This window comes from Streptomyces ambofaciens ATCC 23877, from assembly GCF_001267885.1.
Classification (GTDB): Bacteria; Actinomycetota; Actinomycetes; order Streptomycetales; family Streptomycetaceae; genus Streptomyces; species Streptomyces ambofaciens.
The window spans coordinates 6494053-6514904 of record NZ_CP012382.1; the positions used below are offsets into that span (position 1 = coordinate 6494053).

General features: G+C 71.3%; 18 protein-coding genes, 3 pseudogenes and 3 riboswitches. Of the genes and pseudogenes, 7 read left to right on the forward strand and 14 right to left on the reverse strand.

The window, feature by feature from the left end; translation table 11 throughout:
• Nucleotides 1-4 precede the first annotated feature (4 nt).
• The 8 genes and pseudogenes from SAM23877_RS28480 to SAM23877_RS28515 form a co-directional block, all read right to left on the reverse strand.
• Nucleotides 5-718: pseudogene (locus SAM23877_RS28480) on the reverse strand (ABC transporter ATP-binding protein); the annotation flags it as partial.
• Between the two features lie 68 nt (nucleotides 719-786).
• Complete coding sequence (locus SAM23877_RS28485) at nucleotides 787-1902, reverse strand: FecCD family ABC transporter permease (RefSeq protein ID WP_053139279.1); 1116 nt, start codon at nucleotides 1900-1902, stop codon at nucleotides 787-789.
• Entirely contained in the window at nucleotides 1899-2867 is a 969-nt protein-coding gene (locus SAM23877_RS28490) for an ABC transporter substrate-binding protein (RefSeq protein ID WP_079030817.1), read from the reverse strand. Before SAM23877_RS28490 ends, SAM23877_RS28485 begins: the two co-directional genes overlap by 4 nt.
• Nucleotides 2868-2955: 88 nt before the next feature.
• Nucleotides 2956-3133, reverse strand: a riboswitch (cobalamin riboswitch).
• Nucleotides 3134-3187: 54 nt separating this feature from the next.
• The gene (locus SAM23877_RS28495) at nucleotides 3188-3937 is read right to left on the reverse strand and encodes a class I SAM-dependent methyltransferase (protein ID WP_053139283.1); all 750 of its coding nucleotides are present in this window, start codon (nucleotides 3935-3937) and stop codon (nucleotides 3188-3190) included.
• Nucleotides 3906-5174: an MFS transporter gene (locus SAM23877_RS28500; RefSeq protein ID WP_053139284.1), complete on the reverse strand. Its 1269-nt coding sequence runs from the start codon at nucleotides 5172-5174 to the stop codon at nucleotides 3906-3908. The genes SAM23877_RS28495 and SAM23877_RS28500 overlap by 32 nt, the downstream gene beginning before the upstream one ends.
• Nucleotides 5167-6432 (reverse strand): ATP-grasp domain-containing protein, encoded by a 1266-nt coding sequence (locus tag SAM23877_RS28505; protein ID WP_053139286.1) that lies wholly within the window; start codon nucleotides 6430-6432, stop codon nucleotides 5167-5169. Before SAM23877_RS28505 ends, SAM23877_RS28500 begins: the two co-directional genes overlap by 8 nt.
• On the reverse strand, nucleotides 6429-7451 hold the full coding sequence (locus SAM23877_RS28510; protein ID WP_053139288.1) for a cysteine synthase family protein: 1023 nt from the start codon (nucleotides 7449-7451) through the stop codon (nucleotides 6429-6431). Before SAM23877_RS28510 ends, SAM23877_RS28505 begins: the two co-directional genes overlap by 4 nt.
• Complete coding sequence (locus SAM23877_RS28515) at nucleotides 7448-8317, reverse strand: GHMP family kinase ATP-binding protein (protein ID WP_079030496.1); 870 nt, start codon at nucleotides 8315-8317, stop codon at nucleotides 7448-7450. The genes SAM23877_RS28510 and SAM23877_RS28515 overlap by 4 nt, the downstream gene beginning before the upstream one ends.
• A 258-nt stretch (nucleotides 8318-8575) precedes the next feature.
• Nucleotides 8576-8723, reverse strand: a riboswitch (cobalamin riboswitch).
• Nucleotides 8724-9008: 285 nt separating this feature from the next.
• Here SAM23877_RS28515 and SAM23877_RS28520 point away from each other — a divergent pair.
• The 4 genes from SAM23877_RS28520 to SAM23877_RS28530 all read left to right on the forward strand — a co-directional run bounded on the left by SAM23877_RS28520 (nucleotide 9009) and on the right by SAM23877_RS28530 (nucleotide 12567).
• Nucleotides 9009-9995, forward strand: a complete 987-nt coding sequence (locus tag SAM23877_RS28520; RefSeq protein WP_053139290.1) for a ferric reductase-like transmembrane domain-containing protein — start codon at nucleotides 9009-9011, stop codon at nucleotides 9993-9995.
• A 26-nt stretch (nucleotides 9996-10021) separates the two neighbouring features.
• A riboswitch (cobalamin riboswitch) is annotated at nucleotides 10022-10210 on the forward strand.
• A 42-nt stretch (nucleotides 10211-10252) separates the two neighbouring features.
• Complete coding sequence (locus tag SAM23877_RS28525) at nucleotides 10253-10696, forward strand: hypothetical protein (protein ID WP_079030497.1); 444 nt, start codon at nucleotides 10253-10255, stop codon at nucleotides 10694-10696.
• A 121-nt stretch (nucleotides 10697-10817) separates the two neighbouring features.
• Nucleotides 10818-10973 (forward strand): hypothetical protein, encoded by a 156-nt coding sequence (locus tag SAM23877_RS40340; RefSeq protein WP_010059700.1) that lies wholly within the window; start codon nucleotides 10818-10820, stop codon nucleotides 10971-10973.
• 1057 nt (nucleotides 10974-12030) lie between these two features.
• Nucleotides 12031-12567, forward strand: a complete 537-nt coding sequence (locus SAM23877_RS28530; RefSeq protein ID WP_053139292.1) for a hypothetical protein — start codon at nucleotides 12031-12033, stop codon at nucleotides 12565-12567.
• Between the two features lie 15 nt (nucleotides 12568-12582).
• Here the strand turns inward: SAM23877_RS28530 and SAM23877_RS42145 are convergent.
• Together SAM23877_RS42145 and SAM23877_RS28535 are read right to left on the reverse strand one after the other, a co-directional pair.
• Nucleotides 12583-12678 (reverse strand): annotated as a pseudogene (locus SAM23877_RS42145) (IS5/IS1182 family transposase); the annotation flags it as partial.
• 86 nt (nucleotides 12679-12764) lie between these two features.
• Entirely contained in the window at nucleotides 12765-13412 is a 648-nt protein-coding gene (locus tag SAM23877_RS28535; protein WP_053139294.1) for a DUF4291 domain-containing protein, read from the reverse strand.
• Nucleotides 13413-13655: 243 nt separating this feature from the next.
• Between SAM23877_RS28535 and SAM23877_RS28540 the strand changes: the two genes are divergently transcribed.
• Nucleotides 13656-15518 (forward strand): alkyl/aryl-sulfatase, encoded by a 1863-nt coding sequence (locus SAM23877_RS28540; RefSeq protein ID WP_179948847.1) that lies wholly within the window; start codon nucleotides 13656-13658, stop codon nucleotides 15516-15518.
• A 360-nt stretch (nucleotides 15519-15878) separates the two neighbouring features.
• Here the strand turns inward: SAM23877_RS28540 and SAM23877_RS28545 are convergent, their stop codons facing one another.
• Nucleotides 15879-16601: a cation efflux transmembrane domain-containing protein gene (locus SAM23877_RS28545; protein ID WP_053139295.1), complete on the reverse strand. Its 723-nt coding sequence runs from the start codon at nucleotides 16599-16601 to the stop codon at nucleotides 15879-15881.
• Nucleotides 16601-16936, reverse strand: coding sequence for an ArsR/SmtB family transcription factor (locus SAM23877_RS28550; protein ID WP_053139296.1), 336 nt, complete (start codon nucleotides 16934-16936; stop codon nucleotides 16601-16603). Before SAM23877_RS28550 ends, SAM23877_RS28545 begins: the two co-directional genes overlap by 1 nt.
• A 218-nt stretch (nucleotides 16937-17154) precedes the next feature.
• Here SAM23877_RS28550 and SAM23877_RS28555 point away from each other — a divergent pair.
• Nucleotides 17155-17334: pseudogene (locus tag SAM23877_RS28555) on the forward strand (ABC transporter ATP-binding protein); the annotation flags it as partial.
• Between the two features lie 177 nt (nucleotides 17335-17511).
• Here SAM23877_RS28555 and SAM23877_RS28560 read toward each other — a convergent pair.
• Together SAM23877_RS28560 and SAM23877_RS28565 are read right to left on the reverse strand one after the other, a co-directional pair.
• The gene (locus SAM23877_RS28560; protein ID WP_053139298.1) at nucleotides 17512-18510 is read right to left on the reverse strand and encodes a zinc-dependent alcohol dehydrogenase family protein; all 999 of its coding nucleotides are present in this window, start codon (nucleotides 18508-18510) and stop codon (nucleotides 17512-17514) included.
• Nucleotides 18511-18642: 132 nt separating this feature from the next.
• Nucleotides 18643-18963: an ArsR/SmtB family transcription factor gene (locus SAM23877_RS28565; protein ID WP_244903008.1), complete on the reverse strand. Its 321-nt coding sequence runs from the start codon at nucleotides 18961-18963 to the stop codon at nucleotides 18643-18645.
• Between the two features lie 464 nt (nucleotides 18964-19427).
• On the opposite strand from SAM23877_RS28565, the gene pcaDC reads away from it, so the two are divergent.
• Complete coding sequence (gene pcaDC, locus SAM23877_RS28575) at nucleotides 19428-20825, forward strand: bifunctional 3-oxoadipate enol-lactonase/4-carboxymuconolactone decarboxylase PcaDC (protein ID WP_053139302.1); 1398 nt, start codon at nucleotides 19428-19430, stop codon at nucleotides 20823-20825.
• Nucleotides 20826-20852: the final 27 nt, after the last annotated feature.

Consider the following 20852-nt stretch of genomic DNA (forward strand, 5'->3'; position numbering starts at 1 on the left):
CCCCTCAGCTGTGCGGCTCTTCGGGGAAGAACGTCACCTGCGGAGCGCCCGTGCGCGGGTGGACGGCGACTTCCGCGGCCACTCCGTAGACCTCGGCCAGGAGCCGCGGGGTGAGGATCTCGGCGGGTGGGCCGGAGGCGAAGACCTCGCCGGCGTGCAGGACGTACAGGCGGTCGCACCAGTAGGCGGCCAGGTTGAGGTCGTGCAGGGCGAGCAGCACGGTGGCGGGCAGGCGGCGCAGGGTGCCGAGCACGGACAGCTGGTGCCGGATGTCGAGGTGGTTGGTGGGTTCGTCGAGGACGAGGAGGGTGGGCTGCTGGGCGAGGGCGCGCGCGATGAGCACGCGCCGGCGCTCGCCGCCGGAGAGCCGGTCGAAGGGGCGGTCGGCCAGGTGGACGGCGTCGACCGCGAGGAGCGCGGAGTCGATGATCTCGGCGTCCTCGGGGGTGTCACCGGCGAGAAGGCGTTTGTGCGGGGTGCGGCCCATGGCGACGACCTCGCGGACGGCGAGGTCGAAGTCGGCCGCCGAGTCCTGGACCACCGCCGCCACGGTACGGGCCAGTTGGCGCACCGGCAGCGACCAGGCGTCGCTACCGTCGACGCGGACCCGGCCGGTGTCCGGGCGCAGGACGCGGTAGACGCTGCGCAGGAGGCTGGACTTGCCGCTGCCGTTGGGGCCCACGAGCCCGATGGTCTCGCCCGGACGGGCGGTCAGGGAGACGTCGCGCACCAGGTGGCGGGCTCCGGCGGTGAGCGTGACGCCGTCGACGCTCAGGTCGGTCGCCGTCATGCCGCTCCTCGGTCGGTGCCGCGCCGGGCGTCCCGGCGCATCAGCCACAGGAAGAACGGCCCGCCGCACAGGGCCGTGAGCACGCCGACGGGTATCTCCATCGGGGCGGCGACCGTCCGTGCGGCGATGTCGGCCCAGATGAGGAAGACCGCCCCGCCGAGTGCCGCCGTCGGCAGGACCCTGCGGTGGTCGCCGCCGACGAACAGGCGCACGATGTGGGGCATCATCAGGCCGACGAAGCCGATCGGTCCGGCCGCCGCGACGAGCACGCCCGTGACGAGGGAGAGCAGGACGAACAGCCGGGCGCGGAAGCGGGCCACGTCCAGGCCCATGGTGGTGGCGGACTCCTCGCCGGCCAGCAGCAGGTTCAGGTTGCGTGCCTGGACCATGAGGACGCCGACACCGAGCAGCAGAGCCGTGCTCGGCAGCCACAGGGTGCCCCAGTCGACGCCGCCGAGGCCGCCGAGGGTCCAGGCGAGGACCGCGCGGGCCTCGTTGCCCCGGCCGGTGGTGAGCAGCAGCAGGTCGAGGACCGCGGTGAGCACCGCCGCGATCGCCACCCCGGACAGCACCAGCCGCGACGAGGTGATGCGGCCACCGGTGCGCGCGCCGGCGTACACGAGCAGGAGCGCGCCGAGGGCGCCCACGAAGGCGGCCGCCGACAGGGAGAGCGGCCCGAAGAGGGTGACTCCGAACACGATCACGACGACCGCGCCGAGGGACGCGCCGGAGGAGACGCCCAGCAGGTAGGGCTCGGCGAGGGGGTTGCGCACCAGGGCCTGGAGGGCGGTGCCGATCACCGCCAGGCCGGCGCCGGTGACCGCACCGAGCAGTACCCGCGGCGCCCGCACGTCCAGCACGATGGTCTCCCGGGCCCGCGACCAGTCCGGTTCCCGCTGGTCGGCACCCAGCGCGTGCGTCACGATGCCCCACACCTCGCCGGGCGGCACCTGGACGGAGCCGATCGCAAGGCCCGCCGTGGCGGAGACGAGCAGCAGGGCGGTGAGTACGAGCAGCGTGACCGCCCATCTCGTACGGCCCGCCCCTGGCTCGCCGGACTTCCGCGGCCGCACCGTCCGCTCGTCGTACGGCCCGGTGGCGGTCTGGGTCACCGGAAGCTCTCGGGGTGCAGCCCGCGAGCCAGATCCTCGACCGCGTAGGCCGAGCGGATGCCGACCAGCGTGGCGGTCAGCGGCAGGACGACGAACCGCTTGTTCCTGACGGCCGGTACGTCGGCGAGCGCGGGCTGGGAGAGCAGGAACCTCTTCTTCTCCTCGACGCTGCCGGCACCGGCGTAGTCGTAGAGGGCGATGACTTCCGGCCTGCGCTCGACGACCTGCTCCCAGGAGACGTCACCGAAGACGTCGTCGAGGTCGGCGAAGACGTTCGTGCCGCCGGCCGACCGGATCAGCTCGGTGCCCAGGCTCCTGCCGCCCGCGGTGAAGGCGCTCTTGTCGCCGCTGTCGTAGACGAAGACGGACACCTCGGGCTCGCCCTCGACCTGGCCGGCGGCCTCGTCGACGCGGCCTTCGAGATCGGCGACCAGTGCGTCGGCCCGGTCCGGGACACCGAAGATCTCGCCGATGGTGCGGATCTCGTCGTAGGTGTCCTTCATCGTCACCCGCTTCCTGCCGCAGTACTCGCGGTTGAGGTAGGTGTCGATGCCGGCGTCGGTGAACGCCGTGCGGGAGCGGCCCTCGTTCTCGGCGAAGGCGCTGCCGTAGCCGCCGTAGACGAAGTCGGGTTCGGCCTCCAGGATCCTCTCGAACGACGGCTCCCTCTCCGCCAGTTCGGGGATCGCCTCGTAGTCCTTCCGCAGCTCGGGCAGGACGGCGGAGTCGGGGAAGGCCGTGCCGACCATGCGGTCCTTCAGGCCGAGGGCGAGCATGAGCTCCGCCGGGTGCTGGTGGATGGTGACCACCCGCGCCGGAGGCTCGTCGTACGTCGTCCTCACACCGCAGTTGTCGATGGTGACCGGGAAGCCCGCGGGTACGGCCGTGGAGGCCTTCGCGTCCCCACCGCTCCCGTCGGACGACGCACCGCAGCCGGCGGTCAGCAGCACTGAGGAGAGAGCCATGGCAGCGGCCGTGGCACGGAGGAACACCCGTGTGCGGGCAGGGTCGAACAGCTGGGACACGTGAAGCCTCCTGGAGTCCGCGCTCCTTGGGACGGGCCCGCGACGGACCAGTGTCCTGACTCCCGGATCGACGTTCCCCCCGCCTTCCCGCGCGGTGCGCAGTGGCATGTCGGAGGGGCGCTCCCCGGTCACAGTGGCGGGACCGTGCCGGATTCGCACCGGCTTCCTGTCTCCCGTCGCGGCGATGACCAGGTGATCCTACGTTTCCCCGAGCCGCCGGCAAAGGGCGTGCGGACCCGGCCGCACGCCCCGCTCCTCCCTCAGGCCTCACGGACCGCCCGAAGCACCAGCCGCTCGGCGTTCTCGTCGTAGGGGCGTCCGTCGAACCCGCCGAAGACCTCCACGCGGCCGAACCCCGCCTCCTCGGCCATCCGCCGCAGCTCCACCGCGCTGTACACGAACCAGGTCAGGGTGGCCCGCGTCACCCGTTCGCCCCGGACCAGCACCCAGTCGCTGCGCAGCCGCGCCCACTCGTCCAGCACGGTGTCGGTCTGCACCATCAGGTCCTCGCCCCGGCGCACCACCTTGGGCGGGGTGACCCTGCGCGCCAGGAGCTCCTTCCCGGCGAGGTCCAGGACGAGCGTGCCGCCGGGTGCCAGGCAGGTGTGCATGGTGCGCAGCACGCGGGCGTTGTCGGCGGGATCCTCGAAGTACCCGAAGGAGGTGAACATGTTGAGGACGACGTCGAAGCCGCCCGGCGCCTCGTACTCGCGGGCGTCGGCCCGCACGTACGTCACGTCGGCACCGGCGTCGGCCGACCGCTTGCGCGCGCGGTCCAGCATGGCCGGGCTCAGGTCGACTCCGGTCACGCGGTGACCGCGGCGGGCGAGCGGCACGGTGAACACCCCCGGCCCGCAGCACAGGTCGAGCACGCGTGACCCCCCGGCGAGGGCGAGCAGGGGAGAGGTGTCCAGCAGCTCCTCGGCCTGCTCGTAGCGCTGCTCGGAGAAGAGGAAGTCGTGGAACTCGGTCCAGAAGTCATCGTCCTGGAATCCGCCCGTCCGTGTCATCGCGCGTCAGTGCTCCTTCATGGTCGCCGTCGGGGGCAGGGCGCCGCGCCGTGCGGTGGCGCAGCGTGAGCAGCAGAAGGGGAAGCAGCGCACACTGGGCGGCCGCCAGCAGCCAGAACCAGCCGGTGTGCCCGGCCCGTTCGCCGAGGCCGTACACCTGCCCGCCCAGCACGCCGCTCGCGCAGGCACCCAGGCCCGCGGCGAGCCGCTGCTGGCCGAAGACCACGGCGTCGGAGCGCGGGCTGCGGCGCAGTGCCTCCAGGTCGTTCTTGAGGAACAGCACGATGTCCCCGAGGGTGATCAGCGCGCCGCCCGCCAGCAGTGCCGCCCGGGTACCGGCCGCCAGCACGGCCAGGCCCGCGGCGAGGCCCGTGAAGCCGACCGCGAGGGCGAGGGCGTACGGCATGCGCCGGATCAGGCCGGACGCGAGCGGCTGCACGACGATGACCAGCGTGAAGCAGAGCAGCAGCACCACGCTGTAGAACGCGCTGGAGGCACGCTCGACGGCGTACACCGCCAGGAAGTGCTGGAAGTGGAAGTACAGGTAGAAGGCGAGCGCGTTGGCGGCGAACGGCAGGAGCGCCACGCCCGCCAGGAGACTTTGGGGAGCCGTTCCCTTCGATCCGGTGGGGTGGTCCCCGTCGGTTCCGGGGAGCCGCGCGTGTCCCGCCGTGACCGCGAGGAACAGCGCCGTGACGGCCGCGAACAGCCAGCCGGGCGACGACAGGACGAACGGTCCGGCGATGAGCGGGCCGACGGCCATGCCGGCGTTGAGGGCCGCGTTGCCCGCCGACAGGAACGCCGGCCGGCGCTCCTCGTCGACGCCGTGCACCAGGTACGCCTTGTTCGCGGGCAGGTAGAGCGCGGCACCGCAACAGGTCAGGACCAGCGCCCAGATCGCGAGGGGCGGCCAGCGCAGGGCCAGCAGGAGCCCGGCGAAACCGGCGGTGCGTACGACGAGGGCCCACAGCATCGTGCGGCGCAGCCCGATCCGGTCCGCGAGGGCTCCGCCGACGATGCCGCCGGAGAACTGCACGAGCGATGCCACGGCCAGGACGATGCCGACCGCGCCGAGGCCCATGCCGAGCCGTTCGTGCAGGAACACCGACATGAACGGCAGGACCATGAAGCTGCCGAGCGGAATGAGGAACGAGCTGAGCAGCAGGAACCGCAGCGGGCCGGTGAGCGGGAACAGCGAGGCCCGCAGGCCCGGACCGCGGGTGGTGCGCTCACCCACCGGGCGCCGTCCGGCCGGCCGGGCCGGGGATCGGGTCGGGGATCGGGTTGGTGAGCACACGCAGGGCGTTCGCGGCGGTCACCGCGCGGTGGGTGGCGAGTTCGGCGGTCTCCGCCTCCGCGTACACGATGCCCGCGTATCCACGGCTGTCGCCCAGGTGCTCGATGCGTTCGCCGACCTGCTTGACCGGGTACCAGGCGCAGGTTCCCGGCATGTCGGTGAGCCGGTCGAGCCCGGCGACGCCGGTGAACACGCCGGGGGCGGCCGGATAGCCGAGGACGAAGGCGACGGCCGGACCGCCGGGAAGGTCTGCGTCCATCAGACCGGGGCGGCGGCCGAGCGCGGCCTCCAGCACCGCCTCGTACACGTTGACGCCGAGCGCCCGGCACATGCCCTCCCCGACCAGGGCGCCCCCGATGCGGGGATTGACCTCCACCACCTCCGGGCCGTCCGCGGTGAGCACGAACTCCACGTGGGCCGGCCGGTCGGTGTAACCGATGGCGGCGAGCACCCGGTCGAGCCAGGACTCGAGCGATGTCCGCTGCGGGTTCGGGAACGCCACCGGGAAGGCGGTGATCTCCTCCCGGAAGTGCGGTTCCGGCGACATGAGCCGACTGGAGACACCGAGCAGCCTGGTGCGGCCGTCCCAGGTGAGCGTCTCGGCGCTGTACACCGGGCCGCTGAAATAGGGCTCGGCGAAAAGCCGTCCCTTCAGGTCCCGGCCGGAAGCCTCCGCCAGCGCCGCGTCGAGTTCGCCCTCGTCCCGGACCAGCCACACGTTCTGGCTCCCGGTGCCCGCGGTGTCCTTGAGCACGAGCGGCAGCCCCGCCTCCTTGAGCAGCAGCCCGCGTGCCTCGCGGTCCGGGCCGGCGCTCTCGACGGCCCGTGCGCGGGTGAGACCCGCGTCGTGCAGCCTGTCGCGTACGGCGGCCTTGTCCCGGGTCAGCCGCAGGACGGCCGGATCGAGCCCCGGCAGGCCGAGGCGTTCGGCGAGGGCGGCGCCGGTCAGCGTCCAGGTGTCGGTGGAACTGACCAGACCGCGCAGCCCCGGGGTACGCCGGAGCAGGGCGGCGACCCGCTCCACGTCGAAGGTGTCGGTCACGACGACGTCGAGGGCGTCGCCGGGCAGCCGGTCCAGTTCGTAGGCGTAGTAGGCGGGGTCCCGGGTGAGGAGTAGCAGGCGCTCGCCGAGCCGGTCGGCGGCGCGGACCAGATGGCCGAGGCCGAAGGTCAGGGACTCCAGGCAGGCCACGGTCATGCGGCACTCTCCTTCCGGCCCGCCGGGCGGGGGGTGCGCTGCCAGGACATCCTCGACCAGGGTATGGTCATCTCCTCCGGACCGCGGACCTCGTGGGGTTTCAGCGCGGCCGGATCGAGCGCCTCGGCGTGCCGGGCGAACACGCGCTCCACGTAGCGGTGTCCGGTGTCGGCCCCTATCACCACGTGCAGTCGGTCGGGGTGGCGGCGGGCCTCGTACGTCGCCGTCAGGTAGCCGGCACCGGTGGACAGTCCGGCGAAGACCGCGTGCTCGCGCAGCAGGGCGACGGCACCGGACATGGCGTGGGTGAAGTCCAGCCAGTGCACGGTGTCGTAGAGATGGTGGCGGACGTTGTCGAAGACGATCGACGAGCCGATGCCGGCGATGATCGCCTCGGGATCGTGATGGTCCTGGCTGCCGAAGGTGACGCTGCCGAAGGGCTGGACGCCGACCAGCCGCACCGAGGGGTCCGTCCCGCGCAGGCGTTCCACGATGCCGCCGGTCGAGGCCCCGCTGCCCACCCCGCCGACGACGGTCAGCGGCGCGGCCGGGAACTCCGCCGCGATCCGGTCGGCGACCTCCTGGTAGCCGAGGTAGTGGATGTCGTCGTGGTACTGGCGCATCCAGTGGTGGCCGGGACGCTCGGCGAGGATCTCGCGCACCCGTCGCACCCTCAGTTCCTGGTCCAGTTTGAGGTTCCGCGACGGTCTGACCTGTTCCACGGTGCTGCCGAGGATCTCCAGCTGGGCGAGGGTGGTGGCGTCGACGGTGGTGGACGCGACGATGTGGCACCGCATGCCGTACCGGTGGCAGGCCAGGGCGAGGGCGTAGGCGTAGATGCCGCTGGAGCTGTCGATCAGGGTCTGGCCCGGACGGACGGTGCCCCGCTCCAGCAGATGGCGGACGGCGGCCAGGGCCGAGTAGATCTTCATCGACTCGAACCTCAGCAGGACCAGGCCGTCGGTGAGCCGGACGAGGTCCGGGACTTTCAGGGCGTCGGCGATGTGGGGGTGGATCACCCGTAGCCTCCTTGGGCGAAGGTGCACTGGTGGCCGAGCGAGAGGAAGAACGCGGAGAGTTCGGCCTTGACCTCGGCCCGCGGGCGTGCGGTGAAGAGGTAGCCGGCCAGGCAGCCGGTGTGGGCGACGAAGACGCCGTCGGCGCCGAAGCGCTCACGATGGGCTTGCAGGCTGCCGAAGGTCGCCTTGGGCAGCACCTCCTGGGACAGGGCGGCGCTGACCGTCGCGGCACGGGCGACGGCGGCCGGATCGCCCGAGTCGAAGCCCTTCACCAGGTCGGTCAGACACCGCTGGTACTCCTCGCCGCGGCGCCGGTAGTGGTCCAGCAGCAGGGGAGTGACGGCGGCGGTGTCCACCGTGCCGGGTTCCGTGACGTACACGGTGTGGAAGCCGATGTCCGGGCCCAGCCGCCGCACCACCCGGTGCCGGCCGCTGAGATACAGGGCGAACTCGTCGAGGAAGACACTGTCGGCGCGCTCGATGTCCGCCAGGATGCCGAGGACCACGTCCACGTCGTACGGCAGGGAGAAGAGGCGGAACAGGCAGCGCAGCGTCGCCACGATGTCCGCCGTCGAACTGGCCATCCCCACACCCACCGGCAGTTCGGAGTGGGTGCGCCAGTCGCCCGGGGGCAGGGCGAGGCCGTAGTGGGCCAGGAAGAGCCGCGCCGCCGTCGCCGCCTTCTCTCCCAGTGCCGGCGAACGCGGCGATCCGGCCGTCGTCCCCGGTGTGAAGTACACCCAGGAGTGACGGTCGACGGGAAAGGACACCACGGCGATCTCAGGTTCGGTGCCCGCCCGCAAGGGGCCTTGGTACAGCTCGCCCAGAGTGCCGTGGCAGACGCCGGACACCGTGCCGCGGGACACGTCCCGTCCCCGTGGGGGCCCCGCGACGGATCCGAGGATCCGGGTCGTCCGTCCCGGTCCATCGGACGACACGGCGGCCCGGGGACGGAAAGGCCGACGCGAAGCGCCTGGATCCCGCACACCATCCTCCTCCGTACCGGGCCTTGAACACCGACAGGGAAGGAGGAGCGGCCACCCGCACGACGCACGACCGCCCATACCGCCGACCCAGTCCACGAGGTCACGTGCACAGCCCGCGCGGGACGCGGGCGCAGTGGCAGGTCTTCGGACTCGCGGGCACGTCCGCCGAGAGGGCGGACACCTACCGGCCGTCTCTTCCCCGGCCCTGACGCGGACCCAGTGACATCGACGGCTTCCGTTCCCACTCACCGCTGCGGGACAGCCCCGGATTCGCACCGGGTTCCCTCTTGCGTCGCGCCACCGGGCGTCCGGGCGGACGGGAGGCGCGAACCGACTGCGTGGATCAGCGTAGGGGCGCTGGTATTCCTGCGACAGTGGGCCTTCGCCGGTTGTCTTGAATGTGGAGGGGAGACGGAACCAGCCGTGTCCCCTGTGCAGTTGTCGCCGCGCGGTGTCGTCGGGGCTCTGGCCGGATAACGCCTCTGGGGATCGCCGCCCCGTCGGCCAGACTTGTTGCCTCACGTCACATGCACACCGTTGCCGCGGTGGCCCGTGCCCGGGAGGCCCCCTGATGCTGTCAGACGCGAGTCCGGACGAAGACGGGGCGGAGGTCCCGCCCGGACGGCCACGGCCCTCCGGGGACCGCGTCGCCCTGCGCGGCGATCTGCGCTCCGCCCTGCCCGACGCCACCGCGGCGGTGGTGGTCACGGCGCTCGTGTTCGTGTTCCTGTGGGCGCGCATGGAGTCGGGTGCTTCGGACACCGTCGCGATCATGCCGTTCATGGACGATGCCGGCACCTACTGGATGTACCTGCTCAGCCAGGCCTTCGGCTGGTCGGGGCTGCTGTGGGCCTGGTGCACGGTCATGTTCGGTCTGCTGCTGTCGGGGACGGGCCACACCCGGCTGCCCCTCTCCCGGCAGGTGCTGGAGCGCTGGCACCGCACCACGAGTCTGACGACGATGGCGCTGATGTTCGCGCACGCGCTGATGTTCGCCGCGGAGCTGGTGCGCTACGAGACGAAACTGGGGTGGGCCGAGCGGCTGTGGGTGGGCTTCGCGGACTCCTTCGTGCCGGGCTGGTACGACTCCGGCACCGGCCGGATCGCCATCCCGATCGGACAGGGTGCCCTGTACCTGGCGGTTCCGCTCGGGCTGCTGTTCTACGTCCGGCACCGCATCGGAGCGAAGACCTGGCGTCGGCTGCATCGCTTCGTGATCGTGGTCTACGTGCTGAGCGTGTGGCACACCCTGCTGTACGGGACCAACGTCTGGTACGGGGAGTGGCCGCGCACCGTCCTGTGGCTGCTGCAGATCCCCGTCGCCGCGCTGCTGTTGCTGCGCCTGGTGAGACCTGCCCGGCGGGCCGAGCGGCTGGGCCCGCCGAAGGGCGGCGCGGGCGCGGCCCGCCCCGCCTGGTGGGCGCGCGCGGGTGGACGCGTCGTCGCCGGAGCCGTCGTCGTCGGGCTGGTCGTCGTGGTGGTGTCCGGCCGTGACGGCGGACGGGACCGCCCGACGGACCCGCCCGCGACGGCCCCCCACACCCAGGAGACGGAGTGACGGCCGGCACCGGAAGGTCGGCCCTCCGTCCCGGGGTGGGATGATGTCCGGCGACAAGGCGACGGCGGAACGAGGAAGCCGGTGTGAATCCGGCGCGGTCCCGCCACTGTGATCGGCGAGCGCGTCCCGACAGGCCACTGCCCGGCAGCGGGTGGGAAGGCCGGGACGGGCATCGACCCGAGAGCCAGGAGACTCACGCGGTCGCCTCCTCGACGGACCACCGGGGCGGATCTCCCCGGAGAGAGGGACGGCACCGCATGCCCGCAACGCCGACCGGACGCACGCCCGACGACGCGAGGACCCCGACGGCCACCGGCCCCGTACCGTGCCGCGTCGTCGTGTGCCGCGACTGCTGCTGCGGCAGCCCCAAAGTCACCGGCGTCGACCACGCGGCCCAGACCGAGCGCCTGCGCGCCGCGGTACCGGTACGCGTCTCCGACTGTCTCGACGTCTGCGGCCAGGCCAACGTCATCGTCGTACAGCCCTCCGCGGAGGGCCGGGCGGCCGGAGCCCGGCCCGTCTGGCTGGGGCTGGTCAACGACCCGGACGCGACCGAGGACATCGCCGCCTGGGCACGCGCCGGCGGACCGGGCGTCGCGCCCCGGCCGGACATCCTCGACCTGTACGCCATCACGCCGCCGCGACGGCGTACTGAACGAATTTTCGAGCGGATGCGTGAACGCCGTATCGCCGGGAACTAGGGCTATCGCACCGAGGTCCTGGCATTCGTAGGCCGGGATCTACCGACTAGAGACAAGCTCGGGCCTTTGTGAGGCATAAACGCCTACGCGCCTGAGTCGGAAAAGACGATGGGGTTCTGAAATGATCATTCTCGGACTTATTCTACTGATCATCGGCCTGCTTGTCGGTATGGGTCTGCTGACGACGATCGGCGGCATCCTCATTCTGGTTGGCGCCATCCTGTGGATCCTGGGTGCGACCGGCCGCGCGGTCGGTGGACGCAAGCACTTCTTCTAGGACTCGACCTTCGTGAGACTGCTGCCGACGTCTCCGTAACAGGGAAACGAACGAGGTCAGTACGGATCGAACGAGGTCAGTGCAGCCCCGGGCCGAGGAGCTCGGGGCTGCAGCGGCGTTCAGGGACCGTCTCGCCGACGGCATGCCCCGGCCCCGACCGGACGAGGGTCGTCGACTTCCGCGGAGGCCAGACGCGACCGATCCAGTCCAGTCCACCACGGTCGCGGCGAACTCCTGGGACACCTGCTCCGGTGCCGCCACGTGCCCGTCGGACAGCACTTTCGCCGGGCAGCCGAGCGCTGCGGCGAACTTCGCCAGGGACGGCCGGGAATAGTGGTCACCACCCTCGGCCTCCTGAGCCTCGTCTATGACCGGCATACTGCGCCTGATCGCGATGCGTGTACTGCGCAAGTATGGAGTTGAGGTGTAAACGGAGCCGCGAAGATCAACGAGGGAGGCGCGGACGCCGCCGCGAAGCCCATGCCCGAGGGCACCGACCCCGCCCTGGCCTGCGTCTACTTCTCCCCGGTCGGCACCGCCTGGGCGACCGTCCACCCCATCGCCCAGGTACGCCCGGGGGAGCGGGTGCTGGTCACCGGCGCGTCCGGCGCGGTCGGCGCCATGGCCGTACGTTCGTACGGTGGGCCGGGGTGTAGACGGTCAGGTACAGGCAGTCCTCACTCATTCCCTCCCGTCCGGCCGTGCGCCGCCGCTGGGAGCTGACCACCGGACGGCTGTTCGTCGTCACGGCGTCGCGGTGGCGGCGGTCGCCTGACCGCGGACGGAGCGTCGGACGATTTCGGGACTTGGGACGACGCCGACCTACCCTCCCTGGTGGAGCGGAGCAGGGCACCAGCGTGCGTCGCCGACGTCTCGGCGATCGCAATGGGTCGCTCTGCCACGGCACCGCAACCTGCGGGAAGGCGCGCACCCGCTCTGGGCGAGTTCTACCGTGGGCTCGGGTGGAGGCAGGGCGGGCGGTCGGCTGGTGCGGTGGTAGTCGACGCATGCGGAAACTTTGGTTTACGTCGGCGCTTTCGTGAACTACAGTTGTCGAATGGCGGTCTATGAGATCACTCCAGAAGAGCAGGCAGAGCTCGACAAGGCCCTGTACGACGCCTTGAACCCCCTGGCCTCGGCCATCCGCTCCCGGGAGACCGGGTTGCCCACCGACCGTATGTGGGACGCGAGTCCGGTCGAAGTGGCGCTGTCCGTCCTGGCCGCGTGGAAGGCGCTGGACGGCGAGGTCAAGCGGCTCACGGAGCGGGCGGCAGTGACCGCCGGCTCCTACGGCGCGAGCTATGAGCAGTTGGGAGCCGTCTGGGGCATCACCCGGCAGGGGGCCCGCAAGAAGTGGCCCGGTGCCGTCAGCCGCCCAGCACCCGCGACAGCGGGCAACAGCGCGCTTGCGCTGTTCGGAGGGACTGCTGAGCTGGTGCAGTCGCCTTCCGGTGGCTGGGGTTGGACTGGTCGAGGCGCTGACGGAGCATCCGGCGCGGCCGCCGATGGGGCGCCGTATGCGAGCGCAGAGGAAGCAGCGGCCCACGCGGGCGCGTTCCTCAAGGAACATGCCCTCGCCGGCGATCAGTCCTAGAGCTGCTCACGTGGATCACCTGCGGCCGCAGATGAGGACGGCGGCGAGGTGGGGTGCGGCCTGGTAGGCGTTGGCGAGCTTGTCTGTTCGCATGGCCAGGACGCGCCATCGGTCGGGTAGCCGGGTCGCGACGCCGTGACCCGGCCCCCCTGAGACCCGGACGTGTCTGTTTCCGAGCATCACGGCTCAGACGTCTCTCAGTTGATGGTGCAGACCGCTCGGTGCAGGTGGGCCAGAGCCTCGCCGCTTACGGGGTAGGGACGTTCACTCGGCAGGAGTTGCCGGGCGACGTCCAGCTCTCCGCCCCGTACATGGGCGTGGATCGTGCGGGCCAGCGGTGTGACATCGGTGATGGAGACGATCCACTCGTCGGCATAGCGATGTGCTGCTTCGCCGGTGAGGCCGAGTTGTAGTGATCGGTGCGGAAGCGGCCGAAGGTGCAGGTCGCGTTCAGGGTCCCATTGCACCCGGGCGGGGGCTCGCCTCAACTGGCGCTTCCACGTGGCGCGGTCGGTGTGCAGTCCATGCTCGTAGTGGGACAGGCAGGCGTGTCGCAGTGCCCACTCGAAACCCTCCCGGGTGATCTCGATGGCGAGGACATTCTCCTGGCCTTCCTTGCTGCCCCACCCGCAGCGGTACATCATCCACAGGAACGACGGCTTGATCCACGTCATCCGGTCCCGCTGCCACTCCGCCGGGAAACGGCCGTCTCGGGCCGCCGCTGGACCGATCGCCGACGAGTACGCCTGGTAGACGGTGATCGTGCGGTCCGTGTGCAGGGCTCGGATCCGGTGCTTGGGTTCTGTCACTGGACCAGGGTGATCACACGTCTTCGCGCGCGCCATCGAATTACCGCGGCGGGAGGCCACCGAGTCTGCGCTAGCGGATGAGGGTGCAGGCGATGCTCGTGAAGGCGCGCGTACCGCACAACCCCTGCGGCACCTGCCCCAGGTGGCCCGAACGGCGGTGTGCGGTGGCTGCCCCCTCGGCCTTGGCGGAGCGTGGAAGGGCCCTGTCGCGAGCGACCGTCCCCGGAAGGAAGACCCGCGATGACCGAGAGCAGTAAGTCCAGAGCCGCATAACCCAGCATCACTGCGCGCAATGCCGAGGTCCGTGAGCGCTGTCCCTTCGACGACACCCAAGACTTCGAGGAGGCGCGCCGTGGCTTCGTCGGCACCGCCGAGAGCACCGTGGTGCGCGACAGGGACGGCAACAGCGTGTGGGACCTGGACGCGTACGACTTCCTCGACCAGGACTGCCCGGACACCGCCAACCCCAGCCTGTGGCGCCAGAGCCGCCTGGTGGCCCGGCACGGTCTGTTCGAGGTGGTTGAGGGCCTCTACCAGGTCAGGGGCTTCGACCTGTCGAACATGACGATCGTCGAGGGCGACCGCGGCGTCCTCGTGATCGACCCCCTCATCAGCGCGGAGACGGCCGCGGCGGCCCTCGCGCTGTACCGGCGCCACCGTGGGGAGCGCCCGGTGACCGGCGTGCTGTACACGCACAGCCACGTCGACCATTTCGGCGGCGTCAGGGGCGTGGTGAGTCAGGAGGACGTCGACGGCGGGGTGCCGGTCATCGCTCCGGAAGGCTTCCTGGAGCACGCGGTCAGCGAGAACGTGTACGCCGGGACGGCCATGGGCCGCCGCGCCGCCTACATGTACGGAGCCGCCCTGCCCGCCGGTGAGCGCGGACGGATCGGTGCCGGGCTCGGGCAGAGCACCTCCACCGGCGCTGTCGGGCTGATCCCGCCCACCTTGGACGTCACCCGCACCGGGCAGAGCGAGACCGTCGACGGCATCCGGATGGTCTTCCACCTCACCCCCGGTACCGAGGCACCGGCGGAACTGAACATCCACTTCCCCGACCGCGCCGCGCTGTGCATGGCCGAGAACGCCACGCACAACCTCCACAACCTGCTCACCCTGCGCGGAGCCCAGGTCCGCAACCCGCACGTGTGGGCCCACTACCTCACCGAGGCCATCCATCTGTTCGCGGGCAGCGTCGACGTGGCCTTCGCCTCCCACCACTGGCCGACGTGGGGCCGCGAGCGCGTCCTGACCTTCCTCTCCGAGCAGCGGGACTTGTACGCCTACCTGCACGACCAGACCCTGCGCATGCTCAACCCAGGCCTGACCCCGCTGGAGATCGCCGAGACCATCCAGTTGCCGCCGACCCTGGAACGCGCCTGGCACACCCACGGCTACTACGGCTCGGTCAGCCACAACACCAAGGCGATCTACCAGCATTACCTGGGCTGGTTCGACGGCAACCCGGCTCACCTGTGGGAGCATCCGCCGATCGAAGCCGCCACCCGCTACGTCGACTTCATGGGCGGCGCCGACGCCGTCCTGCGCCGCGCCCGCGACTCCTACGCCGCAGGCGACTTCCGCTGGGTCGCCCAGGTCGTCAACCACGTTCTGTTCGCCGACCCCGACAACACCGAAGCACGAGCCCTGCAGGCCAACGCCCTCGAACAGCTCGGCTACGGCAGCGAGAACGGCACCTGGCGCAACTTCTACCTCACCGGCGCCCTCGAGCTGCGCAAGGGCCTGGTCGGCACCCCGACTGTGACCGCCTCCCCGGACCTGATGCGCGCGCTCTCCCTCGACCAGCTCTTCGACTCCCTGGCAATTCGTGTGGACGGCCCTCGCAGTTGGCACGCCGACCTCGCGATCCGCTTCCACCTGCGCGACGCGGAGCCGATCACGGTGCGGCTGCGCAACGGCGTCCTGGTCCACACCACCGGAGCTGCACCCGACGCACACGAACCCGACACCGAGATCGCCCTGACCGAGGCCGACCTGCGCACGCTCCTCCTGGGCGGCACCGACCTCACCGACCTCGCCCGCCAGGGCCGCGCCGAGATCTCGGGCGACCCCGGCGGACTCGCCGAACTCCTCGGCTACCTCACCGCCCCCGATCCCGACTTCGCCATCGTCACCCCCTGAACCCCTCCATCCGACGGAGAAGAGGCACAGATGCCCGAAGAGGGCGCGCCCCTGGCCCGGGACGAACCGCCCGTGGGACGGCCCTCCGGCGCACAGCGGACCGCCAACCGGGATCAAGGGCCATCAAGCGCGCCACCGCGCCCTCACGCCCGTCAGCCGGCCAGCGCCGCGGCATCCCCTCGCCACCAGGCACCTGATCGGACACTCCTCACCCCCGGCTGCACCTCGTGCAGGTGGTGGCTGTCCGCCTTGGCCTCATCCATCCCGACACGCCGATCAGGCACAGACGAACGGAGCCAGTCAGGGCCGGATGCCGTGCGTTGCTGCTTCGCGTAGCGGTGCGCGTTCGGTAGTCCCGGTTCAGCCGCAGCAGTCGCAGCCAGGTCGGCAACCACATGCGTCGCCCTGCTCGGCACCGGCCGGAAGTACCGCTGCGGCCGGGGTCGCGCAGCAGCCCTTGCCCTGCCAGGCGTCGCGGCCTTCCTTGACGGCGATGGCGGCGATCACGAGGGCGGCGAGGGGGTCGGCCCAGGACCAGCCGAGGGTGGCGTTGAGGACCAGGCCGACCAGGAGCACGGCGGACAGGTAGGTGCACAGGAGCGTCTGCTTGGAATCGGCGACCGCGCTGGCGGAGCCGAGCTCGCGTCCGGCGCGGCGCTGGGCGGCGGACAGGAACGGCATGATCGCCAGCGACAGGGCGGCGATGACGATGCCCGGGACGGAGCGTTCGGCCTCGCCGGTGCCGGCCAGTGCGCGGACGGCGTCGACGCCGACGTACGCGGCGAGCGCGAAGAACGAGATTGCGATGATCCGCAGGGTGCGCTGTTCGCGTGCCTCGCGGACGGCGTGGTCGGAGGCGGAGAACTGCCAGGCGACCGCGGCGGCGGAGGAGACCTCGATGATCGAGTCGAGGCCGAAGCCGATCAGGGCGGTGGAGGAGGCGATCGTCCCGGCGGTGATCGCGACGGCCGCCTCGATCACGTTGTAGGTGATGGTGGCCGCGACCAGCAGCCGTATCCGCTGGGTGAGGACGTCGCGGCGGGCCGGGGAGGGACCTATGCCGATGGATATCTGGGCGGTCATCAACAGCAGCCCTTCTCGTCCGCGTCGGCACAGGTCTTGTCGGCCTCAACGGCCACCACGGCGGTGCGCAGGTCGTCCAGCGCGTGCCCGAGGCGTTCGTCGGCGAGCTCGTAGCGGGTGCGGCGGCCAACTGGCACCGCGACGACCAGGCCGCAGTCGCGCAGACACGCCAGGTGGTTCGACAGCCGGGTCCGGGAGATGTCCAGGGTGTCGGCGAGGTCGGCCGGGTGGGCCGGGGCCTCGCGCAGGGCGAGGAGGATCCGGCAGCGGATCGGGTCGGCGAGGGCGCGGCCGAACCGCGCCAGCACCTCGATGTCGGCAGCAAGAGTCAGCACACCGACGACAGTACACAGAATGCTGAATCCATAAAAGGCTGAACTGTATGTGCCGGCGGGCTGTCGCTCTGAAGACCGCCTCGGTCTTGGCGTCGTGCACGGTCACGTGGCCTGTGGTGACTGACACCTCTTGGCCGAGAGGCGTGCAGCGGCTTGTGAGGCAGCGGCATCGTCACCGGCGTAGCGGCAACGAAGCCAGCAGCGTTCATCAAAGGCCGCAGACGACGCTTTTGAAGATCCTTTCTGGTGAGCTGCGGCCCACGCGCGGCACGGTCCGGCATGGCGGCCGGTTCGGGTACTGCCCGCAGCATGTGGTCCTCAATGAGGCGCTGACCGTCCGGCAGCACCTGACGTTCTTCCGGACGGCCTACCGCCTGACCGATGTGCGCTACGCCGAGGTGGGAGCGCCGTTGCTCTGATGACACGCCGCCTGACCAGGCCCGTGGGTGCCCGGCGCGAGCCCGAAGCCTCTTTGGACCCGCCACGGCGGGTCCGGCCGGCTCCAGCCCTGGACGGTCCGGCTCTCCGGTACACCCCTTCCCGGCCCGGTGAGGTGCATCGCCCGCTGAGGAGGGTCAGGCGCCGGGAACGGTGACGACGATCTTGCCGACCTGTCCGCCGGCTTCCAGGTACCGGTGGGCCTCGGCGATGTCCTCCAGGGGGAAGGTCTTGTCGATGGTGGGGGTCAGCTCGCCCTTGGCGAGGCCGTCGGCCACGAAGGCGACCGCTTCGGCGCGGCGCCGGTCGTCGGTGGTGATCTCGAAGAGTTCGAACCCCCGGATGGTGAGGTGCTTGAAAAGGACCTCACCGACGTTGAGCGGGGTGGGGGTGCGGTCGAGGACGCCGTAGAGGACGAGGTGGGCCTCGTGGGCGGCGGCGGTGACGAGGTCGGCCAGAGCCGTGCCGCCGACCGGGTCGAAGATGATGCGGGCGCCCTGGCCGTCGGTCAGCTCCCGCACCCGGGCGGGAACGTCCTCCTCGGCGGTGGCGATGACCTCGTCCGCGCCGGCGTCCAGGAGCTGCCGGCGCTTGGCTCCGGTGCGGGTCAGGGCGATGGCGCGGGCGCCGGCCTTGTGAGCGACCTGGATGGCGGCGAGGCCGACGCTGCTGGAGGCCGCGGAGACCAGGACGGTGTCGCCGGGGCGGACGCCCGCGAGGTCGACCAGACCGCCGTAGGCGGTGATGAACTGCATCCACACCGAGGCCGCCTCCTCGAAGGAGAGCCGCTCGGGGTGGGCGACGACCGCGTGGGCGGGGGCGAGAACCGCCTCCCCGTGCACGCCATAGTCGGTCATGGTGAACGACGGCACCACGCTGACCGCCTCACCCACGCTCAGCCCGCGCACGCCGTCACCGAGAGCCTCGACCACTCCGGCCGCCTCGTAGCCGATGCCGGAGGGGAAGACGGGATCGGTGCCGTACTGGCCGAGCCGGAACATCGACTCCGCCCGGTTCAGGCCCAGCGCCCGGGTCCGGATCAGGACCTCACCCGGCCCGGGCTCGGGCACGGGGGCCTCCTCCAGATGCAGGACTTCGGGTCCGCCGGTCTGATGGAAACGGACGACGCGGTGCATGCGTGGCTCCTTGGTGCGGTTCGGTGCGCTGCCGGTGTCGCACCGGCTCTTCCTCCACCCTGCCCCCAAGGTTCGATGAGTGTCAAATTTTGACCGCCATCGAAATATGTACGCCGAGGCCGGCGCCACCCCTCACTCGACGTTCGAGCCGGCCTCCGCCGCGCAGGCCGCGATCACGGCCGAGAGTAGGCCGGGGAACCGCTCCTCCATCTCGTCGGCGCGCAGCGTGTTCATCTTGGTCACGCCCACGTAGTACTGCCGGATCACTCCCGCTTCGCGCAGCACGTTGAAGTGGTGGGTGAGCGTGGAGACGGAGACCGGTGCCTCGAACGTGCCACAGCTCATGTCCTCGCCCTTGCGCACGAGCTGGGAGACCACCGTCCGGCGCACCGGGTCCACCAGCGCCTCCATCACCTGCTGGAGATCCACCTGGGCGAGGTCGGGATGATCCACTGTCCGGGGGGTGGTGCGGGGGCGGGCCACGGTCAACTCCTAGAGGCGATACCAGCAACTCACCCATACTACGACTGTCATCGAAGTAATGGTCAGGGCTAGCTAGCCGGCTGAGAACGCCTGGCGGCGGGCGAGGGGTACGAGGGCGGCGGGTATGTCCTCGTGGATGGACTCGGGGGCGCGCTGAACGGTCGGCAGCTTCGAACGCGGGCCTACGAAACAATGGACGCAAACGGCCTTCGCAGGGTCCGTCTGTACGATGCTCGGGCGTCTTGCCTCACGTACCTCGCCACCCACGGTGTGCCGGATCACCTGCTCGCCAGGTGGGCCGGGTACACCAACGTGAAGACGACGAAGAAGTGGTACGTGAAGCCGGACGTGGCGGACCTGCTTCCAGCGGCGGGGGCGTGGGGAGGTCTCGTAGGGGGCGTGTGACAGATCGTGACAGATGAAGGTGTGAACCCGTGACCGAAGGCAAGACCGAGACGCTGCAATACCGCTTTGACGGGCCAGAACACCTACCAGTCCTCATCTTGGGGCCGTCCCTCGGTACCACCTGGCACATGTGGGACCGGCAGGTGCCCGAGCTGGCGCAGCAGTGGCGGGTCTTCCGGTTCGACCTGCCCGGGCACGGGGGCGCCCCCGCACATCCGTCGGGCTCGGTCGCCGAGCTCACCACGCGTCTGCTGGCCACGCTCGACGGACTCGGCGTGCAGCGCTTCGGCTACGCCGGCTGTGCGTTCGGCGGCGCCGTCGGCATCGAGCTGGCCCTGCGGCACCCCGAGCGCCTCGCCTCCCTCGCGCTGATCGCGGCGTCGCCGCGGTTCGGAACGGCCGACGAGTTCCGCCAGCGCGGCGTGATCGTCCGTACCAACGGACTCGACCCCATCGCCCGCAGCGCGCCGGAGCGCTGGTTCACCGGCGGGTTCGCCGCCGCCCAGCCGGCGATCACCGAGTGGGCCGTGCAGATGGTGCGGACCACCGACCCCGGCTGCTACATCGCCGCCTGCGAGGCGCTCGCCGCGTTCGACGTGCGCGGTGAACTCGGGCAGGTCGGCGTCCCGACCCTGGTCCTCGTCGGCTCCGACGACCAGGTCACCGGCCCCGCCGAGGCCCGTACGCTGGTCGCCGGCATCCCGGACTCCCGCCTCGCCGTCGTCCCCGGCGCCTCCCACCTGGTTCCGGTCGAGCAGCCCGCAGCCGTCACCGACCTGCTGGTCCGGCATTTCGGCACCGCCTGGCAGACCGCCCACGACGCCTCCACCGGCCAGATCGCCGTCCCGGCCGCCCGCGCCACGACGGCCGCCGCCCAGCCCGTCGGGCCCGCCGCCCACGCCGTCGTCCCCGGGGCCGCACCCGTCGCGCCCGGCCTCTCCGCCGCCCCCGTCCAGCCGGCCATGGCCCCGCCACCCCAGGCGGCCGCGCCCATCGCCGAGATCGCCCCGCCCGCCGTGCCGCCGCAGGTCCCGGCGCAGGGGCGGCCCGACCCCTACGACGCGGGGCTCAAGGTGCGCCGGGAAGTGCTCGGCGACGCGCACGTCGACCAGGCGCTGGCGCAGGCCGACGAGTTCTCCGGGGACTTCCAGGAGCTCCTCACCCGGTACGCCTGGGGCGAGATCTGGGACCGTCCGGGCCTGGACCGGCGCACCCGCAGCTGCATCACCCTCACCGCCCTGGTCGCCGGCGGCCACCTGGAGGAACTCGCGCCGCACCTGCGGGCCGCACTGCGCAACGGCCTCACTCCGGGAGAGATCAAGGAAGTGCTGCTGCAAGCGGCCGTCTACTGCGGCACACCCGCCGCGAGCAGGGCTTTCCGAGTGGCGCAGCAGGTCGTCCGCGAGGAGACCACGCCGCCGGAGTGAGTCCCACCCGGCCGCGGGCCCGGGTGC

Excerpts from the sequence above, each read along its gene's own strand:
- SAM23877_RS28495 (WP_053139283.1), bottom strand. The coding sequence starts at position 3,937 with ATGACACGGACGGGCGGATTCCAGGACGATGACTTCTGGACCGAGTTC.
- SAM23877_RS28505 (WP_053139286.1), bottom strand. The coding sequence starts at position 6,432 with ATGACCGTGGCCTGCCTGGAGTCCCTGACCTTCGGCCTCGGCCATCTG.
- SAM23877_RS40340 (WP_010059700.1), top strand. The coding sequence starts at position 10,818 with ATGATCATTCTCGGACTTATTCTACTGATCATCGGCCTGCTTGTCGGT.
- SAM23877_RS28560 (WP_053139298.1), bottom strand. The coding sequence starts at position 18,510 with ATGCACCGCGTCGTCCGTTTCCATCAGACCGGCGGACCCGAAGTCCTG.
- SAM23877_RS28520 (WP_053139290.1), top strand. The coding sequence starts at position 9,009 with ATGCTGTCAGACGCGAGTCCGGACGAAGACGGGGCGGAGGTCCCGCCC.
- SAM23877_RS28490 (WP_079030817.1), bottom strand. The coding sequence starts at position 2,867 with ATGGCTCTCTCCTCAGTGCTGCTGACCGCCGGCTGCGGTGCGTCGTCC.
- SAM23877_RS28535 (WP_053139294.1), bottom strand. The coding sequence starts at position 13,412 with ATGGCGCGCGCGAAGACGTGTGATCACCCTGGTCCAGTGACAGAACCC.
- SAM23877_RS28530 (WP_053139292.1), top strand. The coding sequence starts at position 12,031 with ATGGCGGTCTATGAGATCACTCCAGAAGAGCAGGCAGAGCTCGACAAG.
- SAM23877_RS28545 (WP_053139295.1), bottom strand. The coding sequence starts at position 16,601 with ATGACCGCCCAGATATCCATCGGCATAGGTCCCTCCCCGGCCCGCCGC.
- SAM23877_RS28525 (WP_079030497.1), top strand. The coding sequence starts at position 10,253 with ATGCCCGCAACGCCGACCGGACGCACGCCCGACGACGCGAGGACCCCG.